The 15162-nt window shown below is 42.3% G+C and carries 14 protein-coding genes; 4 read left to right on the top strand and 10 right to left on the bottom strand.

All coding sequences use genetic code 11. The features are described 5' to 3' along the window. Window positions 1-405: 405 nt before the first annotated feature. From ACFWMP_RS06980 to ACFWMP_RS07000, 5 genes are all read right to left on the bottom strand, one after another. Window positions 406-1323, bottom strand: a complete 918-nt coding sequence (locus ACFWMP_RS06980; RefSeq protein ID WP_042186069.1) for a DUF5692 family protein — start codon at window positions 1321-1323, stop codon at window positions 406-408. 377 nt (window positions 1324-1700) lie between these two features. Continuing rightward, window positions 1701-2963 carry an FAD-dependent oxidoreductase gene (locus ACFWMP_RS06985; RefSeq protein ID WP_340968189.1) on the bottom strand — a complete coding sequence of 421 codons (1263 nt, stop codon included), beginning with the start codon at window positions 2961-2963 and terminating at the stop codon, window positions 1701-1703. 3 nt (window positions 2964-2966) lie between these two features. Then, window positions 2967-4004, bottom strand: a complete 1038-nt coding sequence (locus ACFWMP_RS06990; protein ID WP_379422700.1) for a helix-turn-helix domain-containing protein — start codon at window positions 4002-4004, stop codon at window positions 2967-2969. A 115-nt stretch (window positions 4005-4119) separates the two neighbouring features. Then, complete coding sequence (locus ACFWMP_RS06995; RefSeq protein ID WP_379422702.1) at window positions 4120-4887, bottom strand: metallophosphoesterase family protein; 768 nt, start codon at window positions 4885-4887, stop codon at window positions 4120-4122. A gap of 148 nt (window positions 4888-5035) precedes the next feature. Further along, on the bottom strand, window positions 5036-5557 hold the full coding sequence (locus ACFWMP_RS07000) for a MarR family winged helix-turn-helix transcriptional regulator (protein WP_052404196.1): 522 nt from the start codon (window positions 5555-5557) through the stop codon (window positions 5036-5038). Window positions 5558-5774: 217 nt separating this feature from the next. On the opposite strand from ACFWMP_RS07000, the gene ACFWMP_RS07005 reads away from it, so the two are divergent. After that, window positions 5775-7406: an MDR family MFS transporter gene (locus ACFWMP_RS07005; RefSeq protein ID WP_379423538.1), complete on the top strand. Its 1632-nt coding sequence runs from the start codon at window positions 5775-5777 to the stop codon at window positions 7404-7406. 75 nt (window positions 7407-7481) lie between these two features. On the opposite strand, the gene ACFWMP_RS07010 is transcribed toward ACFWMP_RS07005, so the two are convergent. After that, window positions 7482-7949: a MarR family winged helix-turn-helix transcriptional regulator gene (locus ACFWMP_RS07010; RefSeq protein ID WP_379422705.1), complete on the bottom strand. Its 468-nt coding sequence runs from the start codon at window positions 7947-7949 to the stop codon at window positions 7482-7484. A 216-nt stretch (window positions 7950-8165) separates the two neighbouring features. Between ACFWMP_RS07010 and ACFWMP_RS07015 the strand changes: the two genes are divergently transcribed. Further along, window positions 8166-9662, top strand: a complete 1497-nt coding sequence (locus ACFWMP_RS07015; RefSeq protein WP_042186059.1) for an amidase — start codon at window positions 8166-8168, stop codon at window positions 9660-9662. A gap of 31 nt (window positions 9663-9693) precedes the next feature. On the opposite strand, the gene ACFWMP_RS07020 is transcribed toward ACFWMP_RS07015, so the two are convergent. Next, window positions 9694-10293, bottom strand: coding sequence for a TetR/AcrR family transcriptional regulator (locus ACFWMP_RS07020; protein ID WP_379422707.1), 600 nt, complete (start codon window positions 10291-10293; stop codon window positions 9694-9696). A 166-nt stretch (window positions 10294-10459) separates the two neighbouring features. Here ACFWMP_RS07020 and ACFWMP_RS07025 point away from each other — a divergent pair, with 166 nt between their 5' ends. Both ACFWMP_RS07025 and ACFWMP_RS07030 read left to right on the top strand, forming a co-directional pair. Continuing rightward, a complete protein-coding gene (locus ACFWMP_RS07025) occupies window positions 10460-11347 on the top strand; it encodes an ABC transporter ATP-binding protein (protein WP_379423540.1) in 888 nt (295 codons plus the stop codon). Continuing rightward, window positions 11344-12156, top strand: coding sequence for an ABC transporter permease subunit (locus tag ACFWMP_RS07030; protein WP_379422709.1), 813 nt, complete (start codon window positions 11344-11346; stop codon window positions 12154-12156). The genes ACFWMP_RS07025 and ACFWMP_RS07030 overlap by 4 nt, the downstream gene beginning before the upstream one ends. Before the next feature lie 95 nt (window positions 12157-12251). Here the strand turns inward: ACFWMP_RS07030 and ACFWMP_RS07035 are convergent, their stop codons facing one another. The 3 genes from ACFWMP_RS07035 to ACFWMP_RS07045 all read right to left on the bottom strand — a co-directional run bounded on the left by ACFWMP_RS07035 (window position 12252) and on the right by ACFWMP_RS07045 (window position 15162). Beyond that, a complete protein-coding gene (locus ACFWMP_RS07035) occupies window positions 12252-13214 on the bottom strand; it encodes a glycoside hydrolase family 43 protein (protein ID WP_379422711.1) in 963 nt (320 codons plus the stop codon). A 103-nt stretch (window positions 13215-13317) separates the two neighbouring features. Continuing rightward, window positions 13318-14229 carry a carbohydrate ABC transporter permease gene (locus ACFWMP_RS07040; RefSeq protein WP_042186041.1) on the bottom strand — a complete coding sequence of 304 codons (912 nt, stop codon included), beginning with the start codon at window positions 14227-14229 and terminating at the stop codon, window positions 13318-13320. 54 nt (window positions 14230-14283) lie between these two features. Continuing rightward, entirely contained in the window at window positions 14284-15162 is an 879-nt protein-coding gene (locus ACFWMP_RS07045) for a carbohydrate ABC transporter permease (RefSeq protein ID WP_042186039.1), read from the bottom strand.

Consider the following 15162-nt stretch of genomic DNA (forward strand, 5'->3'; position numbering starts at 1 on the left):
ACATTTGGCTCGTTTACGTTACCATCAGCACATTGTATTCGGTTTTCCGCATACATTTGGCTCGCTTACGTTACCGTCGGCACATTGTATTCGGTTTTTCACATACATTTGGCTCACTTACGTTACCGTCGGCACATTGTATTCGGTTTTTCACATACATTTGGCTCGCTTACGTTACTGGCGGCACATTGTATTTGGTTTTTCGCATACATTTGGCTCGTTTACGTTACTGGCGGCACATTGTATTTGGTTTTTCGCATACATTCGGCTCGTTTACGTTACTGGCGGCACATTGTATTTGGTTTTTCGCATATATTTCTCAGCAATCTCGAAATTTTATAGATTCTATTCCATAAAAAAACCCGCGCTAGGCGCGGATTCTTAAAGAAGCAATTAAGCCTTCTATTATTTTGCACTCTCGGCAATCGTCTTATAAGCCGCTAAATCTGTATACACTTCCACCTTAAGCGGATTGCGTTTATGTTTGGTAATTTTATAGAAGTGATAGACAAACACTGCAATATTAGCTGCTAAAGATAATGCACTCACAACCCAAAGCGCCGTTTCGCTGTGAGAAGATTGTACGGAGAACTTTGAATCGCCAACAAACGCCGGGAACGACATTGTAAACATCATCCAAATCGCCAAGGTTTGTGCACGGTGCTGTAGCCATGCTCCTTTTTTGAAGAAGAATGCTGGAATTGTACAAGAGATCAGAAGAGCTGCACCTGCATAGAAGGAATGGTCAGAAACTGCGTTATATACATAGGCAAAGTTCCAAATGTCATAAGCAATGATCCAGAACCACAGCTGGTCCGGCCACAACATATCCTTACTCTTGTCTTTACTAATAACAATACCCATCCAACCAGAAATCGTAATAATGTTCAGAATACCTGCGATCCCGTTCATAATGTTCCAAGGACCACCTACCATCATTACGCCATCCACCATGCCTTGCAAGCTGTACACTTGGAAATCACGGATAACTGCTTCAAGAATGTTAACTGCAAGGATAATAGCCGGGAACATTAATATATATTTATTTTTGTCCCATCCTTTAACATAACGGATAGCCATAAACCCTATACATCCTGCCAAGGCAGAATATACTTTTACCCAGTGAAACCATGTTCCAGTACTGGAGCCTTCGCCTGCCGTATTCGGCCAGACCGCTATGGTAAGAACAATTGGGACAACGATAAACAGAATGATTGAAAACCACTTGCTTCTTCGAGCTATTTCGTTGAAAATCATTAATCCTGCAAGTACCACTAACCACATTAGTGCAGAGTACCAAGGAATCGATTCGAATAAAAACATAATGTATTCCTCCTTCATATTTTGTATATAAGCTATGTCTTGAGTCCAATATATCCCATCCTCCTTCGAACGATCAAACCGCTCAAAACGTTGATTTATCAAGGTTTTCATAGTCTCATTTCGAGTTGAGTTTACACATCAATAGGACTGGAATTCATCCAAGGTCCTACCCCAAGTAAGGGAATCTATTAGAAACCATGCCTACAGAACTACAAACTGTAAACCTAACTCGAACGTAAAATAACCCCACAAAGTGAAGTTTTGCTTTAATGCTTACTCAGTTACTTTGTGAGAGGCCCAAAATATATACTTTATGCAATATAAAAAAACCTTGCCGACAAATTTCTTTGTGGACAAGGCTTACTACTCACGCATTTTTAAAAAAATCTTTCAACTAAGTATTTCGAATATACGATACAGTTCTCCAATGTAGGAAAATTCATGATTTCTCCAGCATAATAGATCTTATCTCTTCCCTGCATCTGATCAAGCCGTTCATAGAAGCCTTCACGGATCGCATTAGAATCCACATGAGGGAACTGCTTCCAGCGCTTCATCATATACAGACGGATATTCTCGCCGCCAAGCTCGCGAAGTTTATTTTCTACCTTTTCCCTCATCTCGAGATCTGTCATCTCATCATTCTCCGCTACATACACCGTAACTAGATCCGTTGTTCCCATATCTGCCCACCTGTAATACCATGCCATCATATGTCCCTTGCGTTCAGGATTCATATTGCAGGGGATATATCCAGAAAGCTCCGGCAACCCCTTCACTCTGTAGGCATATACCCGAAACCGTTCGTAGATTATACACTCAAATAATGCTCTATCTACCGAAGATAAGTGAATCATATCGCCCAGATGCTCTAAGGAAGCAGTATAAATAACCTTGTCAAAATAAAAGATATCCTGGTTTGTTTCCACCCGAACTTGACCATTTCCCTCTTGCTCCATATGTAGCACTTCACAAGTCAGACGCAGATCCTCTACTTGGTCGGCCATTCTTCTAATGAGTTCAGTGACTCCCTTAGGCCAGGTTATCATGTGAGTGATCTCAATAAAGGATAATAAATTATCATAAGTAAGAAATTTCAATACATAGGCGGCCGGCACATCCTGAATACTCCCAAAACCAAAAGTATTGAAGTAATGCATATACACCTGCCCAATTACAGATAGCTCATTCTCCGTACACCAATCTGAAAAGGGCTGACATAGATCTGCCGGTAAGTGTAGAAAACCCGGTTCTTGTAGTGACTTATAACGTTTCAAAATTTCCGGCAACCGTTTGAATTCTTGGGTAAACATCTGAATTTGGTCCATAGGAATCTGAGTAGTTTTTCGCCCATTTGTATCAAAAAATCCCCGTTCCAAGAGTGGCCCCTTATCCATAAGATCAAACTCCCTCATGAGTTCAATCGTATGTTTATAAGTTGGCAAGCCGATTAGGGTTCCCATTTCATAAGTTTTCCCTTTGTATTCGATGGAGTGGCACTTGCCACCTACTCGGTCCGACTTCTCAAGGAGAGTAATATGAGTATATCCTTTTTTCGCTAGTTGGTAGGCAGCTGTAACCCCAGAAATCCCTGCACCGATGATCCCTATTCTGTCTTCATACTTCATATTAGTCATCATCCGTTATCTCCTTGTAAATAACCATAATGGCAAGGTCTCACGCTGACCTGCATACTCAAGTGCGACATCCGATGGTATTTTACCTTGATTAGGTCCGTCTGTGATCACCCTGCTGAAGTTATAGATCCTCAAATATTCGTGTAAGCGCTTTTCTAAAGTCTCAAAGGAATCAATCGTATCATCCAACCAAGCCTGCTGATAGAACTCTTTCGTCAACACTGCTACAAATTGCTGTAAGGGCTGAAATACTTCTGTCTGATCTGCAGTAATAGCTACTTGATTTATGTTGTTCTTATGTAAAAAATCGCTGTATTTATGTTTACCTCTATCCCAGTTCGTAGTAAATTCACGACTCTTGTTCGTAACCAGATTATCAATTTGGAATTCTAAGGTCTTCATCAATGGGATGACCTTCAAATCCATAAAATCGATAAAATGAATGGCGGACTTCCGATTATATAGCTTAACTAAGCCTAATCTGGAATAGGCATCGTAGACCACGTATTGATACACCTTTCCTACCCTCGGGAACACTCCCATATAGCTAATACTCTGTTGGCACATATACCCGGGATGAGCATTTTCCGGATTTTTCATCCTATAGTCCAGAGGTTTGGGTTTCTCTTTACATCCTCTGCTGTTAGCCGCTTGCGCGCCGTCCCGCTTCTTTGCTTTAACTTCTTTGGCGTAAGCCTCCCGTTCTATTCTCTTACTAAGTCCATTTCGACGCAGCACATTATAAATACCTGACTCTCCTATGTTCACACCCTCATCCTGCAGTTCGTAAAAGATTCGCTTGGGTCCATCTTCAGGGAATTTGGCAACGTATTGTAAGATCAATCTTTCCGTTCGCTTATCCACTTTATTAGGCATTACCGGCTTTCGTTCCTTCTCTGCCAGTCCATCCATCCCCTGCTCTTGGTAAGCTTTACACCACTGATAATAGATCGTCCGGGATATGCCAAACTCCTTGCAGGTTTCGCTCACATTGTTGCTGATAGTCCCTTGCATGAGGATATGATATTTGTTGTTTGCATTCATCTATTACACCCCCTATTCTTTATTTTATACATAGTTGGCGTTAAATACAGTGCTATTCTACAAAGGATAGGTGAAAAACTTATACTTTCTATTATTATAAAAAAAGAGAGACAGCTCAAGGCTTCTCCCCATTCCGAACAAAATGTGTGATGTATTCCCCTCCGGAAATCTCCAAGCAGTTCAGACGTTGACCATAGGCACATCCACCATCCACACCAATCTTATCGCCCAGCGGACTAAACCAGATGTCTTCCGAATCATGTAGATCCATCGTCGAGGTATGACCGAAAATAACCGTTTTGTCAGTGCTAACTACAGGATTCGTATAAAATGGCTCTCTGATCCAGATAAAATCATATGGATCCTGCTGCTTCCAATCCGCTATTAATGGATTAATGCCTGCATGGACAAAGATATGGTCTTCCGTCTCATGATAAAGTGGCAATGAACTTAGAAAGTCCAAATGATGTTTGTATTTCTGTCTAATTTCTTCTTTCAGCATCATATAATCATGCCAGCCAAAATCCGCTTTAAAAAAATCAGAATCCGCCTCACAATAGCTCATCAATGTATACAAACCACCGTTGTTTAGCCAATGCGTATCCAGTTTATCATCCTCGCTGGTGAGCGCGTCATAGGCCATTTTATCATGATTGCCTTTTAGAACAGTAACGCCCCATTCCCGCTTTAGGGCCATAACTTGATCCACAATTCCTTTACTATTGAGACCTCTATCCACAAAATCCCCCATTAGGATGAGCTTGTCCTCGGATGGCCGATAGTTTATTTTTTTTAATAATGCGTTGAATTCGGAATAGCTTCCGTGAATGTCGCTAATCGCTAATATTCTGATTGTAATTCCTCCTTGCTCTGGATGCTGCAAGCTAAAACGCCTTCGGCGTCCTTTAAAGGACAGTGAGCGTTTATGCGAGAATTATAAGGATAAAGTATATCGCGAAACTTATACTTTCTTATAATTAAAAAAGACGTTCCGGGCAGAGGCACCGAAATATCTTTTTTTGTAATGGTCGCTATACGGAATCCATAACGAGCGGATCTTCATCGGATTGAGTAAAAAGCTGGCGGCTTCTGACTTCATGCACCGCTTCTTGAAAACGATCACACAGAAAAATCAACTGGTCGATCTCTTTCTTACCCACCTTTTCCGTAACTTCACTTAAGATACCTGAAAAAGTAGCCATCTGGGAATCATAAATCTGCTCCCCTTTATTCGTCAGACCAATATATACAACCCGCCGATCGGTATCGGACGTTGTTCGCACCACGTAACCCTTCTCCTCCAAACTGTTAACCATTTGTGTCGCAGTAGGTCTGCTAATTTGGAGCAAGTCGCTTAATCTAGAAATCATGACTCCCTGCTGCTCTTCGACTTCGTCTGAAAGCTTCTTTCGCTTCATTAAATTGTTTATGACATACATCATCATAAATTCTCTATACGAAATCACTTCCTTTGAGGACGGACGAGAGGTCAAACGTTTAATATTTTCAAAGGCTATAATTAGCTTTTGCTCTTGACTATTTTGAGTATCCATAGGGCACCTCCAATTTAACTCAATCTAATTAGATTACTTACCTATTTCCAAAAAATCAAGTCCAAATCACATTCTGTTTCCATAAAAATTAAATAATTAAACAGTTGTGCTAAATGATGAATTTGTGTATTATACATAAATGATAGTTTGGCTACCTAATTATTAAGACATGAATTCCCAAACTACAATATATAGAAGTTAAAGGAGAGGAACAGCTCTGGAGCATCTTACGCAAAAGAAAAAAGTTACAATTATGATTGCTTTAATGGCGGCTATGTTTTTCGCAGCAATCAACCAGACCATTGTGGGTACTGCAATGCCCCGAATTATTGCGATGTTAGGAGGCATTGAACATTATACTTGGGTAATTACCATCTATATGCTCACCTCTACAATCGCTACCGTACTTGTCGGCAAATTATCCGATATCTATGGAAGAAAGCCATTCCTATTAGCGGGGATCGTTATTTTTATTATAGGCGCTTTCCTGTCCGGATTGTCGACAAATATTTTCCAAATGATCACTTATCGCGGGATTCAAGGTCTTGGCGGCGGGATTCTAATGTCGGCTACCGTAACCGCTGTAGGTGATTTGTTCGCTCCTAGAGAGAGAGCCAAGTGGACTGGAATTATGATGGCCATATTTGGATTCTCTAGTGTAATTGGTCCTACCCTTGGGGGCTTCATGGTGGATCACATGGCTTGGAAATGGATCTTCTGGATCTTCTTGCCTTTCGGTATCGTGGCTTTCTTCATGATTTGGAAAATGTTCCCTAAAACTGCACGCTCCACTTCAGAATCCATTGACTACTTAGGCTCCATTTTCCTTTCCCTTACCATTGTTGCACTCTTGCTCGGCTTTTCATGGGCGGGTACAAAATATGAATGGGGTTCCCCAGAGATTCTCAGCTTGTTCGGGGCATCTATTCTCGGAGTTATTATTTTAATTCTGATTGAACGAAAAGCTAAAAGTCCAGTATTGCCATTATCCTTATTTAAGAATTCCATCGTAACCATCTCCATGGTTGTCGGCTTCCTGATGAATGCCGGTATGATGGGCGCAATGATCTATCTGCCATTTTTTGTCCAAGGTGTAGAAGGTGTCTCCCCAACCAACTCGGGATTCATTAATATGCCAATGTCACTGGCAATGATTGTACTTAGTACGCTCGTGGGTAGATGGATCTCCAAATCAGGTAAATACAAGCGTTATGCCCTGATGGGTATGCCATTTATGGTTGTAGCCATGATCATAATGGCCTTTATGAGCAACATTGCGATGGCCGTAGTCAGCATGATTGTCTTCGGGATTGGTTTAGGACTATCGATGCCTGTCTTTACCTTAACCGTGCAAAATGCTGTAGCTCCCTCCATGCTAGGAGTTGCTACTGCTACAAATACTTTGTTCCGTAATTTAGGTGGAACCATTGGTATCGCGATTATGGGTACCATCATGAACACTTCATTAACGAATAAACTAGAGGCAGCAGTGTCCTCTGGCAAGGGTCCAGATTTAACCAAACTTGACCCTGAATCCGCTAAACAACTTTCCGCATTTATGAATCCGCAAATGCTGCTAGATCAGCCTAAGCTGAAGGAACTGCACGCAACGCTGCCAGAGCAGATCCAGCCGCTCTTCAATCAATTGATTGAGATGCTGCGGAACGCACTAAGCGATTCTCTGACGGTTGTATTCTTAAGCGGCACGGCACTGTTAGTCATCGCAGCATTGCTTGTCCTGTTCCTTAAAGAGATTCCGTTACGAAGTGGTGAGAAAAAAACAGAGGTAACTGCAGAGGGAAAAAGCGAAGGCAAAAACCTTAAAAAGTCAGTACCTGCTGCACATTAATCACAAATAAATATACATTAGAGATGTCCGTAAACAGCTTTGGCTGTGCGGCATCTCTTTTTTATGTGAAGGAGATTAGGATTCGGTTGGTTGATCGTTCAATTCTTCGAAATAATCGTAGACTTCGTTTAACAGCTCCATTAACGAATCTGTCTTTTCTCTACCCATATAATCAATCATGCCTTTAAAGGTATTTCGGGATTTCGTCACAGCCATTTCGGCCAAATGCTCTCCTTTTTCCGTAAGCGTGATCTCACTGATTCGGCGATCCTGGGCATCGGGAGAACGCACTACATATCCCTGTGCAATCAGACTATTGACCATCTGTGTAACCGTAGGAGAAGTGACTTTAAGAAACTTGCTGATATCTGACACGGTCTGGCCCTTCTTCCCTTCCCGTTCCTTGCCGAGCTTTAAAGAAACCAACATCCGAACCTCACTTGGCTTCAATCCCCAGACTGTAGTTTTACGCCAATTCATCCTGGCAAATTGCTGGAAAGCTTCCATTAGTCCATCAACATTCTGATATTTATCTTCGTTCATCAGTACACCCCATAAGATCCATTTAACACTAAGTATAGCCTAATCGGGCATAAAAAAGAATTGATAGATGTCAGATATCCATTTTCAAATCATTACTATCGAGATGTATAATGGGATCAGAAGAAAGGGCTTGGTCGTCCTTTACTGACGATAAATGATACATTGTTATATATAAAATACAGGCAATTCACGCCTATTCGAAAGAGGTTATCTATCATGTCCTTTTCTTATTCTACATATGACGCTCTAGGGCTTGCTTCGCTTGTCAAAGCACGTGAAGTCTCCCCTCGTGAGCTTGTCGAAGCCGCTTTTGCTCGGCTCGATGAAGTTAATCCAGTTCTTAATGCGGTCGTACGCACTCGTAGAGAAGCTGCTCTTAAGGAAGCTGACGATATGCCTGTTCATGATAGCACTCGCCCGTTTGCCGGCGTTCCTTTTCTGCTCAAGGATATCTCCCAAGCTATCGCTGGAGAACCTCTTACTTCGGGTGCCTTGCTTATGAAAGACAATATTGCCAGACGTGACTCGAACTATGTAGCACGAATCAGAAACGGCGGATTCATTCCGCTTGGACATACGAATACACCAGAATTCGGCCTCAAAAACATTACCGAGAACGTCCTTCATGGCCCGGCACGTAATCCGTGGAATCCCGAATATTCCCCCGGCGGTTCAAGTGGTGGTGCAGCTGCAGCTGTAGCTTCTGGTATTGTTCCGGCAGCGGGTGCTAGTGATGGTGGCGGCTCGATCCGTATCCCTGCCTCGTTCACCGGCTTGTTCGGACTGAAGCCCACCCGTGGACGTACTCCAGTAGGACCAGGTGTCGGTCGTCAATGGCAAGGCGCTTCTATTGACTTTGCATTGACAAGGTCCGTACGCGATAGTGCTGCCATGCTGGATCTACTACAGGTTGTGCAGCCAGAGGCTGCTTTTCAAACACCACTATATCCGGGCGTCTATTTAGACGATCTATTCAAGCCAGCACAGCGAAAACTGCGCATAGCGTTCACAACAGCGTCTCCAGTAGGCACTCCTGTAACGAATGAAGCAGTCATTGCTGTGCTCAAAACTGTAAAATGGCTCGAAGCTGAGGGGTATGAAGTTGAAGAAAAGCTAAGTCCAGTAAATGGTGTTAGGCTGATGGAGAATTACTATACGATGAATACTGGCGAAGTGGCAGCGATGTTCGTATCGCTGGAAAAAATGATGGGACGTTCCATTACTTCCAGTGAAGTCGATATCGTTACTTGGGTCCTTGGGGAAGCCGGAAGAAAAGTCTCTGCGGCAGAATTTGTGCATAGTCTGGATGAATGGGATATTGCAGCCGCACAAATGGCAGGTCTGCTTAACCGCTACGATCTGTATATCACACCAACAAATGCGGATTCAGCCCCTAAGATTGGCGAGTTAACGCATAGCTCTGCTGAAATCGAAAAACTGCTGCATGTACATGAATTGCCGAAAGAGGAACAAGAGCGAATGATTTACGCTATGTTTAAACCAAGCCTAACCTACACACCGTTCACCCAGCTCGCCAATTTGACGGGTCAGCCAGCTATGAGCGTTCCCGTCCATATGTCGCAAGAGGGTCTACCGTTGGGGGTACAGGTAATGGCTGCTAAAGGCCGGGAAGATTTACTGCTTCAGCTTGCAGCCCATCTTGAACAATCCGAGCTGTGGGTAGGGATGACAGGGAATCCGCTCTTTCCATGATGAATTAGGGTAACAGGTTGCAAACCTCACGCTACTCCTGCTCCCGCCCGCAAATGCCATAGAAGAAGAGATGGATGGCTTCCTCCAGGAAGGCATCTATATCTTCTTGTTTGCTGGCTTCATCTAGCATTTCTCCCGAACTTCGCATATACATTCCTATAAATGAAAGTATCCCTTTGGTGGACACTTTATTTGAAATTTCTCCTCGTACTTTGCCGTCCTCCACCATCTTGACCATCAATGGTAAAACGTCATTTGTGTAACGTTCTTCAATATAATGAAACATTTCTTGGTCCTCAATCATAAGCTCCTTCACAGTCGTAGGAGACAATGAACTGTAGGTTTCTCTCTCCATCGTCATAATGTATTCAATAATCTCTTTTAGAGAATGCTCTCCATGAATGTAATCTTCAAATTCGTGAATGGCCTTCTCTATAAAATCCTTAAAGGCCTCACCAAGCAGTGCTTCCTTGCTGCCAAAATAATTATAAATCGTCACCTGTGAGACGCCTGCCTCTTTCGCAATGTCTGCGATCCGGAGACGTTTGGGCTCGCAGCTCTTGAGCATCTCCATCGTAGTCTTCATAATTTTGAGTTTTATTTGAGCGGCTCTTTTCTCAAATCCATTCATGCTATCCACCCTTAACTTCATTATATAGTGCGCTTATTTAAATTTAATGAAATATTTATTATCAATTATTTCATAATTCCATTGACTTCACTATTCACTAGGAATAATATAACATATGAAATATCCAATTAGTAATAGTTCATTATTTTGCAGCGGGGGTGGCGGCATGCTTGTAGTTGAAGGCTTAACCAAACGATTTTCGAATGGCAAGGGAATCGAAGATGTTACATTTACCGTAAATAAAGGTGAGGTGTTTGGGTTTCTGGGGCCTAATGGCGCGGGTAAATCTACGACCATAAGACATATCATGGGATTTATGAAGCCGGACAAAGGTAATGCGAGCATCCATGGACTTGATGTATGGAAAGCACAAGGTACGGTCCAGAAGCATATCGGCTATCTCCCCGGTGAAATCAACTTTTTTGACGGGATGACAGGCATTTCTTTCCTTAAATTCATGTCTGGCATGCAAGGGATGAAGCACACTACTAAACGTGACCGCCTCATTGAACGACTGCAATTTGACGCCTCAACTCCGATCCGCAAAATGTCAAAGGGAATGAAGCAAAAAGTCGGTATTGTCGCAGCTTTCATGCACAATCCTGAAGTTATTATTCTGGATGAACCAACCTCGGGACTCGACCCGCTTATGCAAAAGTTATTTATAGATCTCGTATTGGAGGAAAAAGCAGCCGGAACCACATTTCTAATGTCCTCTCACAGCTTTCAAGAAATTGAGCGCACCTGTGACCGAGCTGCGATCATTAAAGACGGACGTATCATCACTATAAAAAATATCCACGAATTACAATCGATGCAGCGGAAGCTGTTTGAGGTTGTTTTCGCGAGTCGCGAAGATGCAGAGCAATTCGCCGCCTCCGGCCTGCAAGTGGAAGCTCGTGAAGGGAATATGGTCCGCATTGCCGTTCAGGGTAATTACGATCGATTCATTCAGGAGACCGGGAAATATAATATCCGCAGTATGGATGTGTTCACGCAGAATCTAGAGGACATTTTCATGGACTATTATGACCGTGAGGGGGCCGTGCAATGAATCTTCCACTCTATAAAGAAATGATGAGGGTGAACCTCAAAGGCATTATGAATTACGCCTTCGGTTCTGCCTTCTATATTCTGTTTATGATCTGGCTATATCCAGGGATCGCCGGAAGCACAAAAGCCATTGATGACCTCATTAAAGCTATGCCGGAAGGTGTAGGTAAAGCCTTTGGATTAAACAGCGGATTTACCAGTGCTGAGGCTTTTATCTCAGGAGAATATTATGGACTTATTCTGGTACTGATTCTATCCATCGTATGTGTACAAATGTCGACGCAGCTCATGGCTCGACTTGTGGATCGTGGCTCTATGGCTTATCTTCTGATAGCACCAACTACGCGGAGAAAAGTAGCTACCACGCAGGCGCTTGTACTCACAACAGCATTGCTCCTGATTATGGGCGTAACCACACTCGCCGGATTATTAGGTAAAGCATGGTTCCTCGGCAGTGAATATGAATTTAATAGCGGCCGATTCGCTCAGCTGAATAGCGTAGCGTTTTTATTGTTTTTTGCCGTGGGGGGACTCACTTTCCTCGTATCCTCGGTTTGTAATGATGAGAAAAAAGCGCTTGGAATTTCCGGCGCTATCACCTTCGGATTCTTCACTCTGGATCTGCTAGGCAAAATAAGCGATAAACTGGAGGGATTACGTTACATGACCTTGTTCTCCTTCTATCAGCCTGGTAAAATCGTTCAAGGAAACGTGGAGATTATTCAGGTTTCTAGTTGGTTACTGTTGATCGGTATTCTCGCTTTTGCCATAGGGATCGAACTGTTCAGACGACGGGATCTTCCATTATAAGATTAAGGGACGCTCCAATAGCATGTGGCTACTGGAGCGTCCCTCTTTCATATAGAAGAATATAATAAGCTTCTTCACACTAGAGAAGCATTATTTTAAGATTTCGTATCCGGTCTAGGGACACCAAAGTTTGGCGTTCCATCCTCATTCCACTGGATCACTTGCACACGCGCATGCCGATTAGGATCATATAACGGGTCTCCCACAATTTCCTTATAGCTTCTAGCATGGAACACTAGGATATCCTGTGTGCCATCTTCTGAGACTGTAAAGCTATTATGTCCCGGTCCATATTGACCGTTTTCTTCAGAAGTTGTAAACACAGGTTCTGGTGTTTTGACCCATGATTTCGGATCCATTAAATCACTATCCTCATCAGCGGTTAACAACCCCATACAGTAGTTATGATCTGTTGCACTTGCCGAGAAAGTCATGAAAATACGTCCATTTCGCTTAAGAACTGCCGCACCCTCATTCACCAGGAAGCCGATTTTTTCCCAATCATATTCAGGCGTGGTGATGCACACCTGCTCTCCTTTTAACGTCCAAGGGTTTTCCATTTCAGAGATATACATATTAGAATTACCAGGGATATCGGGATCCTTTTGTGCCCATACGTAGTATCTAACCCCTCTGTGTTCAAAAGTGGTTGCATCCAGGGCAAAGGATTCCCATTTCGTTTTGATTTGACCCTTTTCCACCCACTCCCCTTCTAATGGATTTACGGATGAGTTTTCTATGGCAAACATGCGATGATCAAATAAGCCATCTTTCGTATCGGAGGTATGTGCAGCTGCAAAATACACGTACCATTTTCCATCAATATAATGAATCTCAGGTGCCCAAATATTGGCACTCATTAAGCCTGTTTCATGCTTAACCCAAATGGTCTTACCCTCAGCCTCAGCTAATCCCTGAATGGATTCAGAACGACGAAGCTCGATTCTATCAAACTCCGGAACCGAAGCTATGAAATAATAATAACCATCAGTATGTTTATAGATCCATGGATCTGCCCTTTGCTCAATAAGCGGATTTTTCGCATTGAATTCTCTCATGATGACAACTCCTATATCTCTCTTTATTTTTAATTTTATGGGTCACCAAAACACACCCTTCCTTATAAGAAGGCAAGGTGTATTTAAGCTATGTTCATTTGATCTACCCTTTAATACCTGAATTCAAGTTAATAGATTGAACGAAGTATTTTTGAGCAAATATAAATAACAGCAGGGTTGGAACGATTGCCAAGATTGCCGACCCCATTAATTGCCCGATCATTCGATAGTTTCCGTAGATATCTTGTAGCAAGAGCAACCCAGCTGTGACTGGCATTTTGTCTACATCTGTGTACACGATAACCGGCCAGAGGAAGTCATTCCAAGATCCCGTAAAGGAGAACAATCCGCAAACAATCAGAATCGGCTTAACTAACGGCAATATAATTTGCGCGAAAATTCTAAAGTCACTAGCACCATCAACTTTTGCAGACTCATCTAATTCTTTTGGGATACCGTTCATAAACTGTCTGACCAAGAAGATATTCCCCATACCCGCAAGACCGGGAATGATCATTGCCCAAGAAGTGTTTACCCAGCCCAAGGAATCGATAATTTTATAAGAAGGAATTAAGTTAACTACACCCGGGAAAAAGGAGATCCCCAACAAAGTAAAGAACAGTGTGTCTCTTCCTTTAAAGTTAATACGGGTATAACCAAAGCCTGTAATCGAAATCACAATAACGACCAGGATCGTGTGGGTTGTAGCGATAAACAATGAATTGCCTAACCAACGTAGAATTGGGGCTGTAGAAGTATTGTTCAGAATCGTAACATAGTTCTCAAAAACCCATGTTTCAGGAAATAGTCTAAAGCCTGAGGAAACCACTTCCGTTTGTGATCTAAAAGACGTGGAAATCCCGAATATTACTGGAATAATCCAAATCACACAAAGGATAAGCAAAAAAGCATATGATACATATTTTGAAATGCTAACATTGGATGATCCTTTTACTTTGCCTGTTCTATTTACAACTGGACGATTATCTAGGCCATTTACCGCCTGATTTGACATTATAGTACACCTACCTTTTCCATTTCCTTGTTAATCAATTAGTTCCCTAGAACCTTATGTAGCATTTCGGTTCATTACATAATATTGCAGCGCTGAGATTACCAAGATTACTAATCCCAATAACACTGCCATCGCCGATGCCATCCCTGCAATGGATTCACCGTTTCCGAAAGCTAATTGACGAATATACATCATGAGTACGTGTGTACTTTGTCGAGGCCCGCCATCAGTCATCATTAACGGTTGGCCGAATACATTGAAGGCTCCGGCAGTTGTCATAACAAAGGTATAGATTAATGGAAAACGAATAGATGGCAAGGTGATACTTGTGAATCTTTTAATTGAACCCGCACCATCGAGCTCGGCTGATTCATATAATTCTTGCGCAACGCCACTTAAGGAAGCACGATAAATAATCATGTTGCCCCCAATACCGCCCCATAGTGTGATTACAATGATGATAATCCACGCATACGGCTGATTTGCAGGCCAAGCAATTTGTGATCCGAATAGATTACCAGTAATCCCTAATTGCTTATTAAAGATCAAAAGCCAGATTAGTGCAGCCGCAGAAATCGAAATCAAGCCCGGAATATAGAGAATAGATTGAATTAAGCTCTTCATTTTAACTTTTTTATGTTCTAGTGCAACAGCAACCATTAATGGGATAACTATTAATAATGGAACAGAGAGACCCACAAAGATCAAAGTATTTTTCAGACCTCTGAAAAATTGAGTATGAAACGTTGATTTGCCATCAAAAAGAATGGCCTTATAGTTATCAAAGCCTACCCATACCGGGTCACTCATTAAATTCCACTTTGTAAATGAAGCATAAATCCCATAAATCGTTGGCAATAAAATGAAGACAGCAAACAAAATGACGTGCGGACCTACAAAGAAGGCAGGTGCCCAGTTTATTTTCTTTTTCAT

Origin of the sequence: Paenibacillus sp. NPDC058367, assembly GCF_042723305.1 — a bacterium.
Classification (GTDB): Bacteria; Bacillota; Bacilli; order Paenibacillales; family Paenibacillaceae; genus Paenibacillus_AQ.